Raw genomic sequence first — 16,696 nt, forward strand, 5'->3', positions numbered from 1 at the left:
TGCCACTCGGCGGACTCGAAATGATTTCGTCTAATACACGACGTTCTTGTTCCATCACCTGACAACAATTCGGCATCTGATGATTGCCCCCGGGATAGCCGCCGAGTTTTCGGTGGAGTTCGCCCGCATTGATATCAACAAACTGTAGGCCTTGAAGCTCTGCTGCGCGGAGGATTGCGCCTACCTCACTCCGAAACTCATCTGCCGTCGGCATTGCTCGAATCCCTATATGCTTCCCCCTACGACGTTTTATCGTCATTCTGGGAAACTGCCTACCGGCCCATTGCAGCCTTACTTTCTCCCCACCTCACCCATGAAACGCCACCGGCACCGTAAAGGTCAGTCCGGCGTCATCTAGCTCCGCAGGCGGAGCCGGGAAGGGCGCGGCCTTGCGGACGGCTTGCAGCGCCAGCCGGTCGAGCAGGAACTGGCCACTCGAACCGGCAACTTCGGTCGAGACGAGCGCGCCCTGGCGGTCGATGCGGAAGCGGATGGTGACGGTGCCGGTTCCGCTCGCCCGGCGGGGACGGGCGGCGAGGATGCGGTGCCATAGCTGCTGGCGATAGGCGTCGAGGCGGTCGGCGTTCGGTGCTGGCCTGCCCGGTGGCGGCGCCATGGTCGGCGCGGCGGCGGGGAGCAGCGCCGGTTTCGGTTCGGGGAGCGTGGTCGCGGCGGTGTTCGCCGGTGGCGCGCCGCGTGGGGCTATCGGCAGCGGCGCGGGGTTGTCCTGCGGCGCGGGCCGTGTCGGGGCGAGGCTCGGCTTTTGCGCGGGCGGGGTATTCGACGGAGGCGGCGGCGGGGCCGTCTTTTGCGGTTTGGGCGTGATCGAGATCGATACGAGCGCGGGGTGGTTTCCCGAAGGCAGGAAATCGGGGCCCCGCATGGCGGCAACTACGCCGGCAAGCAGCAGGAGGTTCAGCAACAGGCTGCCTGCCAGCGCAGCGCCATGACGCGTGCGCGAGCCCCGGCCGGGGGCATAGCGGCCGGGGTCCCTGTCCGGGGGGGAGGCAGGGCGCACGCGCATGATCAGAACTTCGTGCTCACACCCAGATTGATCGACCGGCCGCGCCCGGCGACCGGGCGCAGCGTGCCGGTGCTGCGGTATTCGCCGATGGCCATGCCGCCGAGCGGCAGGTCATAGCCCTTGTCGAACAGGTTCGCCGCCTCGACGCTCAGGCGCACACCGGCGAGCGTATAGGCCGCGCGCAGGTTTACGAGGGCGTAGGAGGCGGTCTCCGGTTCGTTGCGGCGCGGGTCTACGCGGTCCTTGCGGTCCACCCATTCGACTTCGCCGCCCAGTTCCAGCGCACCGGTGCGGTGGGCCACGCCCAGCTTCGCATTGAGCGGCATCTGGTGATAGAGCGGCAGGTCCTCGGTGAGGTTCTCGCCATGGACCCAGGCCAGCGACGCGGTGACAAGCGTGCCCTGTTCGCGCGTGCCCGAAACGACGGCCTCGCCCGAAACGTCGACACCGTAGAATTCGGCATCGAGGTTGGCGAACTGCAGCTGCACGAACGGGGTGGGCATACCCATCATGTCGCGCAGGACCTGCACGTAGACCGCATCGATGTAGTCGTCGACGCGGGTGTAGTAGGGCGAGACCTTGAAGCTCAGCCCCGCCGCCGGGGCGAAGGACGCGGTGGCGCTGACGGTGTCGGCACTTTCGGGCTTGAGGTTCAGGTTGCCGACATAGCCGTTGCCGTCGCCGAACCAGCCGATCATCCGGCTCGCCATCGAGCCGCGGCCCCAGGTGTAGCGCTCGTAGATATTGGGCGAGCGGGTCTTGTGGGCATAGCCCAGCTCCAGCGCGAGGCTGTCGCTCGGCGCCCAGGTGAGGATGGCCGAACCGCTCCAGTTGTTGTCGTTGCGGCTGCGGTCGCTGGCGTTGAAGGCATTGGCCGCCATGACGTCGGCCATCTGCATCATCGACGTGCCGTAGGGCTGGACGTCGCCGGTGTTCATCTCGACCCGGTCATAGCGCACGCCGAACACGCCCGAGAGCGTTTCGGAGAACTGCGCCTGCCACTCGGCGTAGGCGCCGATGCGGTTGCGGTAGGCCTCGTTAACGTTCACGAAAGTGTTCGGGCCCATCATCATCGAGCCTTCGACCGGGGGCCAGTAATCGTCGAGCCACTGGTGGTTGTATTCCAGGCCGAACTTCGCGGTGTGGTTCGCGCTCACCGGGATCTGGAACTTCGCCGCGCTGGTGAAGGTGTGGACCTCGGTGTTCATCGGCATGTCGCCGGGAAGCTTGTCGGCGAGGAAGTTCATCTCGTGGTCGGTGTCGCGGTAGCTGGCCGACAGGTCGACGTCGCCCCAGTCGAACACGCCCCGGTAGCGGCCCTGCACGAACCAGCTCTTGTTGGAGGTCATGTCCATCCACTGGTTGGCGAAGCCTTCGTAGGGGCTGAAGTGGTAGCCGCCCTTGATCTCCCACAGGCCCGCCGCGTTCTGCCAGGCGAGGGCGAGTGCATGGTCGGTCTTGGCGTATTCGGTCGAGAGCACCTCGCCCTTGCTGCCGCCGCCCTTGTAGTTGTCGGCCTGCGTGTAGGAGCCGGTGTAGGTGGCCGAGAGGTTGGTGCCCGCTGCGGTCAGCGTGACCGCGCCGCCGAAGCCGTCGCCGTTGGAGCGGTAGAAGGCCGAGGCCTCGCCCGTCAGCAGCAGCGTGCCGTCGGTGGAAAAGCGCGGTTCGGGCGCGGTGACGGAAATGACGCCGCCGATGTTGTCGCCGCCCATGCTCACCGGCGCGACGCCGGGCACGACCGTCACCGAGGCGATGGTCTGCGGCATCGTGTAGGACAGCGGCGAGTTCATGTCGTTGGGGCAGGCGGCGTCGATCGGCTGGCCGTCGACCAGCACCGTGATGCGCTGTTCGGAGAGGCCGCGGATCGCCGGCATCGAGGAGAAACCGCCGCCGCCGTTGACGCTCACGCCGGGAATGGCGGTGAGAATGCCGGCGGTGTCACTAGAGGTTGCGTCGCCGGCGCGCAGGGTCTCGGCGGAAACACTGGTTTGCGAGAGCGTGGCGCCGGGCTGGACCTGTGCCGAAGTGTCGACATCGACGGTGGGCAGGGCGTTGTCCCCGTCCTGGGCATGGGCATTGGAGGCAAAGAAGACGCAGGTGGTCAGAAGGGCTGCGCGCAGGGCGCGGGTATGCCTAAGGCGAATAAGTTGGGGCATTGAATATTCCTGAAAATCGCACGGTAAAGCGGCATCGTCCGGCCGACGCGAAGGCGCGCGGGTTCGGCGATGGGCTGCGTCACGGCACGTGCGGTGCGCTCACTCGGCGCAGGCAACGGGCCGGTTTCAGGAAAGGGCTGGCGGTCCTCGCAGCGGAGGCGTGAGAAAGCCGATGCGCGGCAGGCACAGCTGCGCGACAGCGACGAAGCCGAGCGCCAGGATGAAGGCCAGCGCGATGAGCAGCAGGCCGTCGTCGGTGGCCGAGAGCGAATGCATCGAGAGCGCGGTGAAGGGGCAGTCCTTGGCCGCCTTGGCGTGGTCGCTGCCAGCATCCCCGGCCTTGCCCGGAATGGTCAGCTTCGAGAGCACCCGATCGCCCTGGCTGCCGCAGATCTCGATGGTGATCGATGTGGAATTCGATCCCACCATGTAGCCGGCGGGCACGAACGCCTTCATCGCCAGCGCCAGCGCCAGGATCGTGGCCGCGACCGCGAGGTGCCGGCTCAGGAAGGCTCGAATCGAGTGCATCTGGAAGCGCCCGTATCGCCCTTCACCGCATAAGTCATCGATTTGAATCAAAACATCGCGAGGCGGGTGCGCTGCGTCGACAGTCCGCTGGAGCCGCGATCAATGCCGCAATCAGTGCATAGCCAGAACGAGATTGCGGACCTGCGGATAGACCTGCTTTTCCCACTTCGAACCCGAAAACACGCCGTAGTGGCCGACGCCGGGCTGCAGATGATGGCGCTTCAGGTGCGGGCGCAGGCTGGTGCACAACAGGTGCGCCGCTGCGGTCTGGCCCACCGCGCAGATGTCGTCGCGCTCGCCTTCGACCGTGAGCAGCGCTGTCTTGCGGATCGCGCCGCAATCGACGGTGCGGCCGCGGTGGGTCAGTTCGCCCCTGGCGAGCAGCGCGCGCTGGAACACCTTGTCGATGGTTTCCAGGTAGAACTCTGCCGTAAGGTCGAGCACGGCGAGATATTCGTCGTAGAAATCGATGATCTTCGAGGCCTCGGCTTCCTCGATGTCCGCGATGTGCTGGTAGAGCTTGCGGAACTGGCCGACGTGGCGGCCCATATTCATCGACATGAAGGCCATGAGCTGGATGAAGCCGGGATAGACTTTCCGTCCCGCACCCTTGTAGCGCCACGGCACGGTGTGGATGAGATTGGCCTCGAACCAGTCGTAGGACTGGCCGATCGCCAGCTCGTTGACGACGGTCGGCGATTCGCGCGTGTCGATCGGGCCGCCCATCAGCGTCATCGTGCGCGGCTGGCACGGATCCTCGTTCTGCGCCATAACAGCCACGGCAGCGAGTGCCGGCACGCAAGGCTGGCACACGGCGAGCAGATGGGCGCCGCGCCCCGCTTCCGCATCGCCGATCTCCTGCAGGAACCGAATGATGTAGTCGACGTAGTCATCCAAGCCGAATTCACCGGCGGACAAGGGCACGTCGCGGGCATTCTTCCAGTCGGTGATATAGACGTCATGGTCGCGCAGCAGCGTTTCCACGGTATTGCGCAGCAGCGTCGCGAAGTGCCCCGACAGTGGTGCGACCACGAGAATTTTCGGTTGCGGTGCAGTAACTTCCGGCTTGGCGAAATGCAGCAGGTCGCCGAAAGGCATGTCGAGCGCCACTTCCTCGCGGACGTCTACCATGGCGTTCCCGCAGAGCACTTCGGTGATGTTGTAAGGCGGGCGCCGGTGGGTGATCTTGGACTTTTCGAACACTTCGGCGAGCGCAAAGAAGCGGCGCGCGAAGGGCATGGCGTCTGCATCGCCCAGAAAACGGTCGCGAAATCCGGTAGCCGCGCGTGCTGTAATCCGCGCGGGTTCCATCAGATCGCAATAGGCCTGATATGCCTGATAGAGCACGTGCAACATTCCTCCGACCGGCCAAATCCGCCTCGATTCATGAAAGGCAGATCGATTGGGCTGGATTCATGCTGCGCTGCATCATAAGCTGATGCAAGCAAAAGACGGCAATGGAGGTGAAGTCGATGTCCGGCAAGGCTGACCTTGGGGCAACCATCGGGGCGACGCTCACGATTTCCAGCAAGACCTATTCGGCATGGTCGCTGCGTGGCTGGCTATTGTGCAAGCTGGCCGGGCTCGATGTCGCCGAGCAACAGGTCGCCAACGACGCGGCCAATCGGGCCGAACTGTTGCTGCTGTCCCCGTCCGTGCTGGTTCCGCGCCTCAGCTACATGGGCGCGAGCGTATGGGATACGCTCGCGATCGCGGAATTTCTCAACGAACAGTTTCCCGATGCGCATATGCTGCCGGCCGAGCCGATTGCCCGCGCGCACTGCCGGTCCATTTCGGGCGAGATCCACTCGGGGTTCACCAACCTGCGTTCGGCGCTGCCAATGAACCTGAAAGTGCGGCACGCTTCATTCCCGGTCTTTTCCGGCGCCCGGCCGGACATCGAACGGATCGAGGCGATCTGGAACGAGTGCATGGAGCGTTATGGCGGACCGTTCCTGTTCGGCGAAAAGCCGACGGTGGCCGATGCCATGTATGCGCCGGTCGCGACGCGCTTCATCAGCTATGCCGTGGCGGTGTCGCCGGTGAGCGAGGCCTACTGCCAGACCATCGCCGAGTGGGAGCCGATGAAGGAATGGGCTGCCGCTGCACGCGCCGAGCCCGAGGAGATGGAAGAACTCGACGTCGAGTTCTGATCCGTCTGGCTTCGTTTCCGGCGAACGCGACCGTGTTTGCCCGTCGCGCTTCCGGAAACCTCTTGCCTTGTCCCGAACAGGAAAGTGACCCGGCGGACCTTAGTGCCCGCCGGGTGCTTTCGGGACCTGGTGTGGTCTCGCTGGGGATTACTTCAGCAGGCTTAGGACGTTCTGCTGGGCCTGGTTGGCCTGAGCGAGCATCGCTGTGGAAGCCTGCGAGAGAATCTGCGACTTCGCCATTGCGGTGGTCTCTTCCGAGTAATCCGCGTCCTGGATCCGCGAACGTGCGTCCGAGAGGTTCGTCACGTTGCTGGTGAGGTTGGTAATTGCCGATTCGAGGCGATTCTGGCCGGCGCCGAGCGTAGCACGGGTCGCGTTCACTTCGTCCAGAGCGGCATCGACGTTGTCGAGCGTGGTCTGGGCAGCGGCAAGCGAGGAAACGTCGAGAGCCGAAGCATCGATGTTGGTGCCGTCGATGGCGCTCGAGGTCAGCGTTACGGTTTCGCCCGAGTTCGCACCGGTCTGGATGTCGAAAGTGACGTCCGTGCCCGAGGTGGTCGAGAAGAGCGTGTTGCCGTTGAAAGTGGTCTGCGACAGGACGTCGTCGATCTGCTGCGTGAGAGCGGAGACTTCCGACTGCATCGCGGCGCGGTCAGTGTCCTGGTAGGTGCCCGAGGAGGACTGGACGGCCAGTTCGCGAACGCGCTGGAGCATGTTGGTAACTTCCGAGAGGGCACCGTCTGCTGTCTGGGCGAGCGAGATGCCATCGTTTGCGTTACGTATGCCCTGGTTCATACCCTTGATGAGCGAGGTCATCGAAGTGGCGATGGCGAGGCCAGCCGCGTCGTCCTTGGAAGAGTTAATGCGTTTGCCGGTCGAAAGGCGCTCCATCGAAGTCGCGAGAGCCTTGTTGGCAGAGATGGAAGCATTCGAAGCGCGAATGGCGCTGATGTTCGTGTTGATAACAGCCATGATTAATTCCCCAGTTTTCAGTCGCTTGGGAGCGCCTATAGGGAGCGCCCTTCGGACAAGGATGAGAACGGCCGCTGTTCACCAGCTTTAAGGGATTATTGCGATTTTGGTAAATTCTATGACCGTCCGGAGACCACGATTTGTGAAAAAATCGCGTAATTCCGTGGGTTTCGTTTTGTCGCCCTTGATTGAAGAAAAAAACGCCCGCATCCCCTGAGTTTGTCTTTCGCACACTAGGAACTGCGCGTTCATGCCATCCGGTCTTGTTGCTCTTCTTGACGACGTCTCGGTTATCGCCCGTGCCGCGTCCGCTTCCCTCGACGATGTCGGTGTCGGTGTCGCCAAGGCGGGCACCAAGGCCGCGGGCGTCGTGATCGACGATGCCGCGGTCACGCCGGGCTATGTCACCGGGTTTACGCCCGACCGCGAATTGCCGATCATCTGGAAGATCACCAAGGGGAGCCTGCGCAACAAGCTGCTGATCCTGCTGCCGCTGGCATTGCTCTTGAGTGCGCTGCTGCCGCAGGCGATCATTCCCATCCTGATGCTGGGCGGTTGCTACCTCAGCTTCGAAGGCGCGGAAAAAGTGATCGAGAAACTCGGCGGCGCCAAACACGGCGAAACGCTGGAGGACCCCATCGAAGACCCCGCCAGCTTCGAAGCGTCCCGCGTTTCCGGTGCGATCCGGACGGACCTGATCCTGTCTGCAGAGATCATGGCGATCTCGCTCTCGCAGGTGGAGGACGCGACCTTGCTGACGCGGGCGGTGGCTCTCGCGCTGGTCGGCATTCTGATTACCGTCGGTGTCTATGGCGCGGTGGCGCTGATCGTGAAGATGGACGATGTGGGGCTGCACCTGGCGAACAAGCCCGGTTCGGTTGCGCAGGCGACCGGCCGTTTTCTGCTGCGGGCGATGCCGGTGGTACTCAAGCTGCTGGGCAGTGTCGGCACGCTGGCGATGCTGTGGGTCGGTGGCGGAATCATTCTCCACGGTCTGGAGGAACTGGGCATTCCTCAGCCTGCACATCTCGCCCATGCCATCGAACACGGCCTTGCCGAAGCGACCGGCGCTTTGGGCGGTGTGATCGGATGGCTCGGTTACGCTACCGCCTCGGCACTGGTCGGACTGGTGCTGGGCGCGGTGATCGCCGTGGCCGTGCACATGATCGGCCAGATGCGGGGCAAGGCCCATTGATCACCGCGCCTGCTGCGGTCAGAATTCGGACCAGTCGTTGTCCGGCGCGTGAACCGGCTGCGGTTGCAGCGCGAGCGAACCGGCCATGCGGGGCTGGGCGGCCTGCGGCCTTCTTGGCGCCATGCGGGCTGGGGCATTAAAGGTTGCGGCAGGCTGCTGGTTGCGCAGCTTGAACGTCTTGACCAGGCGCGCGAGTTCCTCGGCCTGCGAAGCCAGGTTGCGGGCCGCCGCAGTGGCTTCCTCCACCATGGCCGCATTCTGCTGGGTCATGCGATCCATGTCGCTGATCGCCGAGTTGACGTGGCCGAGCTGCCCGGCCTGCTGCTGCGATAGTTCCGAGATCTCTGCTGCAAGACCGGTAATTCCGCTGACCTTCTCGGCAATGCGGTTGAAGACTTCGCCGGTGCGACCGACGAGTGTGACGCCGCGTTCGACCTGCTGCTCGGAATCGCTGATCAGGTTCTTGATGCTCTGCGCCGCTTCGGCAGAGCGTTGGGCCAGGGCACGCACTTCGGTGGCAACGACGGCAAATCCCTTGCCGGCATCGCCAGCACGCGCCGCTTCGACGCCCGCATTGAGCGCGAGAAGATTGGTCTGGAAGGCGATCGAGTCGATCACGTTCACGAAAGCGCCGATTTCCTGCGATGACTTCTGGATGCCGTCCATGGCGACGACCGCGTCCTCGACGACCTTACCGCCTTCGCGGGCTTCGCTTTCCGCTTCGCTGACCGACCTGTTGACCTTGCCGGCACCTTCGGCTGCGGTTTGCACGCCGGCCGTGAGCTGGTCGAGGGCTGCGGCCGATTCCTCGAGCGCAGCGGCCTGGCTTTCGGTGCGCCGCGAGAGGTCGTCGCTGGCGGTGCGGATTTCCGAAGCGCCGACGTGAACCTGCTCGGAGGATGCCGAGACACCGGCCAGGGCTTCGCAGATGCAATCGCGCATGGCGGCAAAGTCACGCTCGATCTGTTCGAATTCCTTGGGCAGTCCGTCCAGTTCGGCCGTGAGGTCGCCTTTGGACATGTCCTCAAGCGTGCGCGACAGGCTGGTCAGCGTGATTTCGCGGCTCTGGTCCTGCGCCTTGAGGTAGGCCGAGGTTGCCAGTTCCATGTCGAGCAGTGCCATCTTGACCAGCGTACCGATCCGGCGCGCCTTCGCCTTGCCAAGCGCGCCGCCGATGGAGCGGCCGAGTTCGTTTTCGATCAGTTCGGCGAGAATGCCGGCATAGGCACCGATATAGAAGGAGGGCTCGAGCCCGATGCGGGCGTGGGTCTGGCCTATCCGCTCTGCGCGTTCGAGATAGGCGTGGTCCACCGTGCCGGAAAACAGATCCATCCAGTGCTTGAACTGGCGCGAGCGGGCACTGTCCATGATCTGCTGCGACGGGAAGAACTTGGCACGCGCGGGGTCGGCGCGGACCTGTTCGTAGAAGCGGTCGAGAATCTTCGGCGCATAGCGCTCGATCGAACGGCCGATGTCGGCGAAGCGGGAGAAATCGTCGCCATCCAGCGAAAAAGCGCGGAGCTTGGCGGAGATGTCGTTTTTGGGGGGCGTAGTCGGCATGGAATTCCTCGCACTGATGCAAGGAATTCCTAGGGAGCTTATCGCGTATTTTGGGTATCCGCTCGGCTAGGTATTCTTCACAATATTACAAAATGATAACGCCCGTTGCCGTCCTTCGCGAGGCCACCGAACTACGGGCGGGCGAGCGCGCGTCAGCCGCCTGCCATCGCGAGGATGTCGGCCGCGAAAGCACTCAGAGTATCGTCGCGTGCGCCCATGATCACCACGCGGTCTCCGGGGTGGGCAATCTCGGCAATGCGTCGGCCGCAGTCTTCGCGTGACGCGATGTACTCGGCCTTGCCGCCCCCCTCGCCGATCAGCCGCACGATCCGCTCGCTGCCTTCGGAGCGATCGACGGTGCCGCCGAAATACGCCGGATCGCACAGGATCGTCATGTCTTCGGGGCCAAGCTCGCGGGCGAAGACTTGCGCCAGTTCCGCGCCCATCTGGCGCAAGGGGCCGTATCCGTGGGGCTGGAAGAAGGCGATGACCCGGCCTGGATGCGCCTTTAGCGTTGCCAGCGTGGCCGAGACCTTGTCCGGGTTGTGCCCGAAGTCGTCGATCACGGTCACGCCTGCCGCTTTGGTGCCGACAATGTCGAAGCGGCGCGCAAGGCCTGCGAAGCTCCCGAGAGCGGCGACCGCTTCTGCGACGGAAACGCCGGCGGCATTGGCAGCGGCGATGGCGGCGAGCGCGTTGTAGAGGTTGTGACGGCCCGGGACCTTCAGGGCCAGCGCATGGCTGCTGCCGTCGCGACGGTCGATGATCTTGGCGCTGAGGGTGGTCGGGTTCTCCACGACATCGGTCGCGCCGATCTGGGCATCCGGAGAGGTGATTCCGAACGTCACCTGCGCCTTGGCACGCGCTGCGAGGACAGCGGTTTCGGCATCGTCGAGGTTCACGGCGGCGACACCGGCGTGCGCCACGAAGTCGCCGAAGAGCTGGCGCAGCTCCTCCAGGCTCTTGTGATCGAGGCTGACGTTACCCAGCACCGCGACTTTCGGCCGGTACAGCGCAATCGAGCCGTCGCTTTCATCGACTTCGGAAACGAAGACATCGCCCTTGCCGACGCGTGCGCTGGCAAAGGGGGCGTCGGGGGCGACGAAGTTCTTCATCACCGCGCCGTTCATGATCGTGGGATCGCGGCCCGCCTGCGTCATGATCCAGCCAGTCATTCCGGTGACCGTCGACTTGCCCGAGGTGCCGCCGATGGCGATGCCAAAGGGCGCGGCATTGAAGAGCGTGGCGAGCAGTTCCGCCCGGCTCATCCGCGGGCAACCCAGCGCGTTTGCGCGCACCACTTCGGGCACGGTGTCTTCCACGGCCGCCGAGGCGACGAGTGTCTGGTCCGCCGAAGTCATCCCGCTGCCGTTCTGGGGATGCAGGTCGAACCCCAGGCGTTCTAGCCAGGCGAACTTTTCGGGTGTGCGCCCCTGATCGCGGCTGCGGTCGGACCCTGCGACCTGCGCGCCTTGTCCCTTGAGGATCAGCGCGAGCGGGAGCATGCCCGATCCGCCGATGCCGCAGAAGAACCAGGGATGATCGGTGAGGGCGGGCGCGTTCGTCATGGACGCTTCGGTATGCGGCCTTGCTCCGTCTGACAACCACGATAGGAAGCGGATATGGCCCGTATCGCAGTTTGTGCACCGTCCACCCCGATCGCCCGCGAAGACGCGGACCGCGTGCTGACGCTCGCCGCCGCCGAGTTTCCCGACCTGATGCTGGATATCCATCCTCAGTGCTTTGCCTCGCAGGGGCATTTTGCCGGCAGCGACGAGGAGCGACTCTCCGCGTTCGTCGAATGCGCGAACGATCCGCAGGTGGACGCCGTCTGGTTCGCGCGCGGCGGATATGGGGCCTGCCGGATCGCGGAAGACGCGCTCGCAGGTCTGACCCATGCGGCGCAGGACAAGCTGTTCCTGGGATATTCCGACGCCGGGTACATGCTGGGCGGTCTCTATCGCGAGCGGATCGGCAAGCCTGTCCACGCGCCCATGCTTGCCGATATTCGGCGCGAAGGCGGCGAGGACGCGATCCGCCGGACGCTGGCCTTTCTCTCGGGAGACCGCTCGGGGCTCGAACCCTCGCTGTCAGCGGAGAAGCATCCCGTCGTGGCCTTCAATCTGATGACGCTCGCCATGCTGGGCGGTACGCGGCTGATGCCGGGGCTCGCCGGCCACGTGGTCATGGTCGAGGAAGTCTCCGAATATCTCTATGCGGTCGACCGGTTGTTCTTCCATCTGACGGCGCATCTGGGGGGCATCGCCGGCCTCAGGTTGGGCCGCGTCAGCGCCGTGCCGGAAAACGACCGCCCGTTCGGGAGCGAAGCGTCCGAAATCGCCCGCTACTGGTGCGAGCGCCATGCGATCGCTTTCCTGGGCGAGGCCGACATCGGCCACGACTCAACCAATAGGATAGTTCCGTTCGGCTGACGCCCGGCGCACCATCGTCTCCACACAAAACGGGGAGAGACGATGCCAGACCTGCCGATCCGCCAGATCGCTTATTTCGTGCCGGATATCCGCTCGGCCGCGCAGGCGCATGCCGAGGCCTTCGGGTCCGGCCCCTATTTCGTGGCGGACAACATCCCGCTCAAGCGCTCGGTCCACCGGGGCGTGGAACGGGCGCTCGATCACTCCAGCGCCTATGGCCAGTGGGGCGAGGTGATGATCGAGTTCTGCCAGCAGAACAATCCCGGCCCCTCGGCCTTTCACGATGTCTACCCCGAGGGTTCGGGGCGCACGGGGTTGCACCATGTCGCGCTGTTCGTCGAGGATGTGGCGGAGGCGTCGGAGACATGGAAGGCGCGGGGCCACGAGATCGCGCTTGATGCGACGATGAACGACGGGTTCCGCTATGTCTTTGTCGATACCCTGCAGTGCTATGGCCACATGCTTGAACTCTATGCCCCGCTACCGGCCCTGACCGGCTTCTATGCGCTGGTGCGCGCCAGTGCCGGAGACATGTCGCAAGGCGTGCTGAGGGATATCGGGCTGGGCTGAAGCTGGTTAATGAACCTTACTTGGGGCTTGCCCTTAGCGCGCGAGGACAATAAGCGCTGCCGCTTTCCTCGTTCGGGCAGGTTCCGCAACGGGACGAGGGTCGCCAAACCCCGCGAGGATGGAGGACAGAAACGATGCGTGCATTCCTATTTCCGGGACAGGGAAGCCAGAAAGTCGGCATGGGTGCCGAACTCGCCGCGGCCAGCGCGGTGGCCCGCGAGGTCTTCGAGGAAGTCGACGACGCTCTGGGCCAGAACCTTTTCAAGGTGATGACGGAAGGCCCCGAGGATCAGCTGACCCTGACGGAAAACGCCCAGCCGGCGATCATGGCGAATGCCATCGCGGTGCTGCGCGTGCTCGAAAAGGAAGGCGGCATCGCGCTGGCCGACAAGGCGGACTTCGTCGCCGGCCACTCGCTGGGCGAATATACCGCCCTCTGTGCTGCCGGGGCCTTCAGCCTCGCCGACACCGCGCGTCTGCTCAAGCTGCGCGGCCAGTCGATGCAGGCCGCCGTTCCGGTGGGTGTAGGCGCCATGGCCGCGCTGCTGGGTGCCGACATCGAAAAGGCTACCGCGCTTGCCGAAGCAGCCGCCGAAGGGCAGGTCTGCACGGTCGCCAACGACAACGACCCGACGCAGGTCGTACTGTCCGGCCACAAGGAAGCCATTGAGCGCGCCGTTGCCATGGTGAAGGATCATGGCATCAAGCGCGGCATGCTGCTGCCCGTTTCGGCCCCGTTCCATTGCCCGCTGATGCAGCCGGCCGCCGAAGCCATGGCCGAAGCGCTCGACAAGACCCGGCCCGGCACGCTGCGCGTTGCGCTCTTCGCCAACGTGACCGCCAGCGTCGTGACCGACCCCGCCGAAGTGCAGCGCCTGCTCGTCGAACAGGTCACCGGCCGCGTCCGCTGGCGCGAAAGCGCCATCGCCATGAAGGATGCCGGCGTGGAGAGCTTCATCGAACTGGGCGGCAAGGTCGTCGGCCCGATGATCAAGCGCTCGGCAGGCGAAGTCGAGGTTACGGCTGCCCTGTCGATGGAAGACATCGAGGCGCTGGCCAAGGTGCTTTAAGGAAGTTTCACGCTTGGTTGCGAGCGATCTCGGATAGGTTCACGCGGAGGCACGGAGACGCGGAGGACCCATGACCGACATCGATCGCCTGAGTGCGGAAGTCGTGGATGCGGCTGTTCACATTCATCGAGATCTCGGTCCAGGCCTTCTTGAGAGCGTCTATGAATCCGTGTTGGCCGCCAGCCTCGAGCGGGCAGGTTTCTATGTCGACCGGCAAGTGCCGGTCGACATAGAATTCGATGGGATGCACTTTCCTGCAGCCTTTCGAGCCGATGTGATCGTGAACGGGCATCTTGTCGTCGAGATCAAATCTGTGGAGCATTTGGCCCGTGTCCATGGAAAGCAGCTACTCACATACTTGCGTTTGCTCCATCAGCCCGTAGGGCTGCTGTTGAATTTTGGCGGAGAGACAATGAAGGAGGGCATCCGGCGCATCGTCAACGGATACCAGTCGGCCGAAGGCCGCTCCGCGTCTTCGCGCCTCCGCGTGAAAAAAGAATACGGAGATTGAGATGTTCGACCTTCACGGAATGACTGCCCTGGTAACCGGCGCTTCGGGCGGGATCGGTTCTTCGATCGCGCGCGGCCTTGCTGCGCAGGGTGCGCGTCTGGTGGTCTCGGGCTCGAATGCAGAGAAGCTGCGCGTGTTCCGCGACGAGCTCGACGAGCACACGCCGCAGCATCTGCAGGAAGTCGATCACGTCGCCATCGCCTGCAACCTCTCCGATCCCGACCAGGTCGAGAAGCTCGTTCCGGCCGCGCTCGAGACGCTCGGCAAGATCGACATTCTCGTGAACAACGCCGGCATCACCCGCGACAACCTCGCCATGCGCATGAAGGACGAGGAATGGGACGCGGTGATCCGCGTGAACCTTGAATCCACCTTCCGCCTGATGCGCGCGGTGACCAAGCCGATGATGAAGGCGCGCTTCGGCCGCATCATCAACATTACCTCGATCGTCGGCACCACCGGCAATCCCGGCCAGATGAACTACTGCGCGGCCAAGGGCGGCATCACCGCCATGTCCAAGAGCCTCGCGCAGGAACTGGCGACCCGCAATGTCACGGTGAACTGTGTCGCCCCCGGTTTCATCCGCACCGCAATGACCGACGTCCTGCCCGACGCGCAGAAGGACGCGCTCAACACCAAGATCCCCGCCGGCCGCATGGGCGAGGGCGAGGACATCGCCGCTGCCACGGTGTTCCTTGCCAGCAAGGAAGCCGGCTACATCACCGGCCAGACCATCCACGTCAACGGCGGCATGGTGATGGTCTGACGGCTGATGGTGGGCGGGGCTTATGAAAGGCCCTTGCCCGCCTCGTCGTAGATCGCGGCGTTGAGTTCCGTCGCCAGCTTGCCGGCCAGGGGCAGGATGGTGTCGTCCTCGCTCTCCGGCGCGGCAAAACGGATCGTGCCCTCGGGCGTCCAGAACATGGTGCGCATCCAGGTCTGGCAGTCCTCGCGGTAGACTTCCGCGTCGCCGCCTCGGTTGGGCAGCGTGACGACGGTTTCGTCCAGTGGGTTGGCGGCTACGGCATCGCCCTGGGCCAAGCGTATGCCCTCGATGTGGTCGACGGCCTCGGTCCATTCCTCGAGAGTGATGGCATCGCGGTTGCCGGCGGTGTCCTGCCGTTGGATGTGAAGATTCTCGACCAAGTGTCTAGCCTCCCATAATTCCGCCCGTTCGTGGGATGTTCACGCAGCGGGCATGCGGCGCCCTGCAAATATAGCACATTAAACCCCGATTTTATCCCCAGATTCGCGGTTTTGCAGGCACATCATGCTTGCCGCACGCCATGGCCGCGTTAGAGATATCTGTCCTGTATTCGGGGATCTTCAGTATCCCAGGCCTACCAAGGGGGACCCGAGGCTGTCATGAAGGCCACAATCGAACGTTCCACGCTTCTGCGCTGCCTGTCCCACGTGCAGTCGGTTGTCGAACGGCGCAACACCATTCCCATTCTGTCGAACGTTCTGATCGAGGCTTCGGCCGGCGGATCGGTCAAGATCATGGCGACCGACCTCGATCTTCAGGTGATCGAGACGCTCGGCGCCGTGTCGGTCGAGCAGCCCGGCGCGATTACCGTGTCGGCGCACCTGCTTTTCGACATCGCCCGCAAGCTGCAGGAAGGCAGCCAGGTCAGCCTGGATGCCGCGGAAAACCGCATGATCGTGAAGGCTGGCCGCAGCCGCTTCACGCTGCCGACGCTGCCGCGCGACGACTTCCCGGTGATTGCCGAGGGCGAGCTGCCGACCAGCTTCGAGATTCCGGCGGCGACGCTGGCGCAGATGATCGACCGCACGCGCTTCGCGATCTCGACCGAGGAAACGCGCTACTACCTCAACGGTATCTTCCTGCACGTCGCCGATGACGAGCTGAAGGCTGCGGCCACCGACGGCCACCGTCTCGCCCGTTTCACCATCAAGCGCCCCGATGGCGCGGAGGGCATGCCTGACGTGATCGTGCCGCGTAAGTGCGTGGCAGAGCTGCGCAAGCTGCTCGAAGAGGCACTGGATACCAACGTGCTGGTGGATCTGTCCGCCAGCAAGATCCGCTTCACGCTGGGCGGCGAGCACGGCGTCGTGCTCACCAGCAAGCTGATCGACGGCACGTTCCCGGACTACAGCCGCGTGATCCCGACCGGCAACGACAAGCTGCTCAGGATCGATCCGCGCAGCTTCTTCGAAGGCGTCGATCGCGTGGCGACCATCGCCACCGAAAAGACCCGCGCGGTGAAGATGGCGCTGGAGCCGGACCGCGTGACGCTCTCGGTAACCTCGCCCGACAACGGCACGGCGGCCGAAGAAGTGCCCGCGCAGTATCAGGCGGATGGCTTCGAGATCGGCTTCAATGCCAATTACCTCAAGGACATCCTCGGCCAGATCGAAGGCGACTCGGTGGAACTCCACCTCGCCGACGCCGGTGCGCCTACGCTGATCCGTCAGGACGAAAAGAGCCCCGCGCTCTACGTGCTGATGCCGATGCGGGTGTAATCCTGGCCCAAGCAAACAGATAGGAAAGGCCGGGGCTTGGC

The 16,696-nt window shown here is 64.2% G+C and carries 16 protein-coding genes; 8 read left to right on the forward strand and 8 right to left on the reverse strand.

What is annotated here, in order from left to right; translation table 11 throughout:
- Positions 1-307 precede the first annotated feature (307 nt).
- From IEX64_RS10535 to IEX64_RS10550, 4 genes are all read right to left on the reverse strand, one after another.
- A complete protein-coding gene (locus IEX64_RS10535) occupies positions 308-1,024 on the reverse strand; it encodes an energy transducer TonB family protein (RefSeq protein ID WP_188819619.1) in 717 nt (238 codons plus the stop codon).
- 2 nt (positions 1,025-1,026) lie between these two features.
- Complete coding sequence (locus IEX64_RS10540; protein ID WP_188819620.1) at positions 1,027-3,180, reverse strand: TonB-dependent receptor plug domain-containing protein; 2,154 nt, start codon at positions 3,178-3,180, stop codon at positions 1,027-1,029.
- A 126-nt stretch (positions 3,181-3,306) separates the two neighbouring features.
- Positions 3,307-3,708 (reverse strand): DUF2946 family protein, encoded by a 402-nt coding sequence (locus tag IEX64_RS10545; RefSeq protein WP_188819621.1) that lies wholly within the window; start codon positions 3,706-3,708, stop codon positions 3,307-3,309.
- Positions 3,709-3,819: 111 nt separating this feature from the next.
- Positions 3,820-5,064, reverse strand: coding sequence for a polyhydroxyalkanoate depolymerase (locus IEX64_RS10550; protein ID WP_188819622.1), 1,245 nt, complete (start codon positions 5,062-5,064; stop codon positions 3,820-3,822).
- Positions 5,065-5,180: 116 nt separating this feature from the next.
- Between IEX64_RS10550 and IEX64_RS10555 the strand changes: the two genes are divergently transcribed.
- The gene (locus IEX64_RS10555) at positions 5,181-5,861 is read left to right on the forward strand and encodes a glutathione S-transferase (RefSeq protein WP_188819623.1); all 681 of its coding nucleotides are present in this window, start codon (positions 5,181-5,183) and stop codon (positions 5,859-5,861) included.
- A gap of 147 nt (positions 5,862-6,008) precedes the next feature.
- Here the strand turns inward: IEX64_RS10555 and IEX64_RS10560 are convergent, their stop codons facing one another.
- Entirely contained in the window at positions 6,009-6,833 is an 825-nt protein-coding gene (locus tag IEX64_RS10560) for a flagellin N-terminal helical domain-containing protein (RefSeq protein ID WP_188819624.1), read from the reverse strand.
- Positions 6,834-7,083: 250 nt separating this feature from the next.
- On the opposite strand from IEX64_RS10560, the gene IEX64_RS10565 reads away from it, so the two are divergent.
- Entirely contained in the window at positions 7,084-8,028 is a 945-nt protein-coding gene (locus IEX64_RS10565; protein WP_188819625.1) for a DUF808 domain-containing protein, read from the forward strand.
- An 18-nt stretch (positions 8,029-8,046) separates the two neighbouring features.
- Here the strand turns inward: IEX64_RS10565 and IEX64_RS10570 are convergent, their stop codons facing one another.
- Both IEX64_RS10570 and IEX64_RS10575 read right to left on the reverse strand, forming a co-directional pair.
- Positions 8,047-9,588 (reverse strand): globin-coupled sensor protein, encoded by a 1,542-nt coding sequence (locus IEX64_RS10570; RefSeq protein WP_188819626.1) that lies wholly within the window; start codon positions 9,586-9,588, stop codon positions 8,047-8,049.
- 152 nt (positions 9,589-9,740) lie between these two features.
- A complete protein-coding gene (locus IEX64_RS10575) occupies positions 9,741-11,156 on the reverse strand; it encodes a glutamate ligase domain-containing protein (RefSeq protein WP_188819627.1) in 1,416 nt (471 codons plus the stop codon).
- 54 nt (positions 11,157-11,210) lie between these two features.
- On the opposite strand from IEX64_RS10575, the gene IEX64_RS10580 reads away from it, so the two are divergent.
- The 5 genes from IEX64_RS10580 (at position 11,211) to fabG (ending at position 14,937) form a co-directional block, all read left to right on the forward strand.
- Complete coding sequence (locus IEX64_RS10580) at positions 11,211-12,020, forward strand: LD-carboxypeptidase (protein ID WP_188819628.1); 810 nt, start codon at positions 11,211-11,213, stop codon at positions 12,018-12,020.
- Positions 12,021-12,062: 42 nt separating this feature from the next.
- Positions 12,063-12,590, forward strand: coding sequence for a VOC family protein (locus IEX64_RS10585; RefSeq protein ID WP_188819629.1), 528 nt, complete (start codon positions 12,063-12,065; stop codon positions 12,588-12,590).
- 134 nt (positions 12,591-12,724) lie between these two features.
- A complete protein-coding gene (fabD, locus tag IEX64_RS10590; RefSeq protein ID WP_188819630.1) occupies positions 12,725-13,660 on the forward strand; it encodes an ACP S-malonyltransferase in 936 nt (311 codons plus the stop codon).
- 70 nt (positions 13,661-13,730) lie between these two features.
- Entirely contained in the window at positions 13,731-14,171 is a 441-nt protein-coding gene (locus IEX64_RS10595) for a GxxExxY protein (protein ID WP_188819631.1), read from the forward strand.
- A 1-nt stretch (position 14,172) separates the two neighbouring features.
- Entirely contained in the window at positions 14,173-14,937 is a 765-nt protein-coding gene (gene fabG, locus IEX64_RS10600) for a 3-oxoacyl-[acyl-carrier-protein] reductase (RefSeq protein ID WP_188819632.1), read from the forward strand.
- A gap of 20 nt (positions 14,938-14,957) precedes the next feature.
- On the opposite strand, the gene IEX64_RS10605 is transcribed toward fabG, so the two are convergent.
- A complete protein-coding gene (locus IEX64_RS10605) occupies positions 14,958-15,317 on the reverse strand; it encodes a hypothetical protein (RefSeq protein ID WP_188819633.1) in 360 nt (119 codons plus the stop codon).
- Between the two features lie 219 nt (positions 15,318-15,536).
- Between IEX64_RS10605 and dnaN the strand changes: the two genes are divergently transcribed.
- A complete protein-coding gene (dnaN, locus tag IEX64_RS10610) occupies positions 15,537-16,655 on the forward strand; it encodes a DNA polymerase III subunit beta (protein ID WP_188819634.1) in 1,119 nt (372 codons plus the stop codon).
- Positions 16,656-16,696 lie beyond the last annotated feature (41 nt).

Origin of the sequence: Novosphingobium indicum (assembly GCF_014645195.1) — a bacterium.
Classification (GTDB): Bacteria; Pseudomonadota; Alphaproteobacteria; order Sphingomonadales; family Sphingomonadaceae; genus Novosphingobium; species Novosphingobium indicum.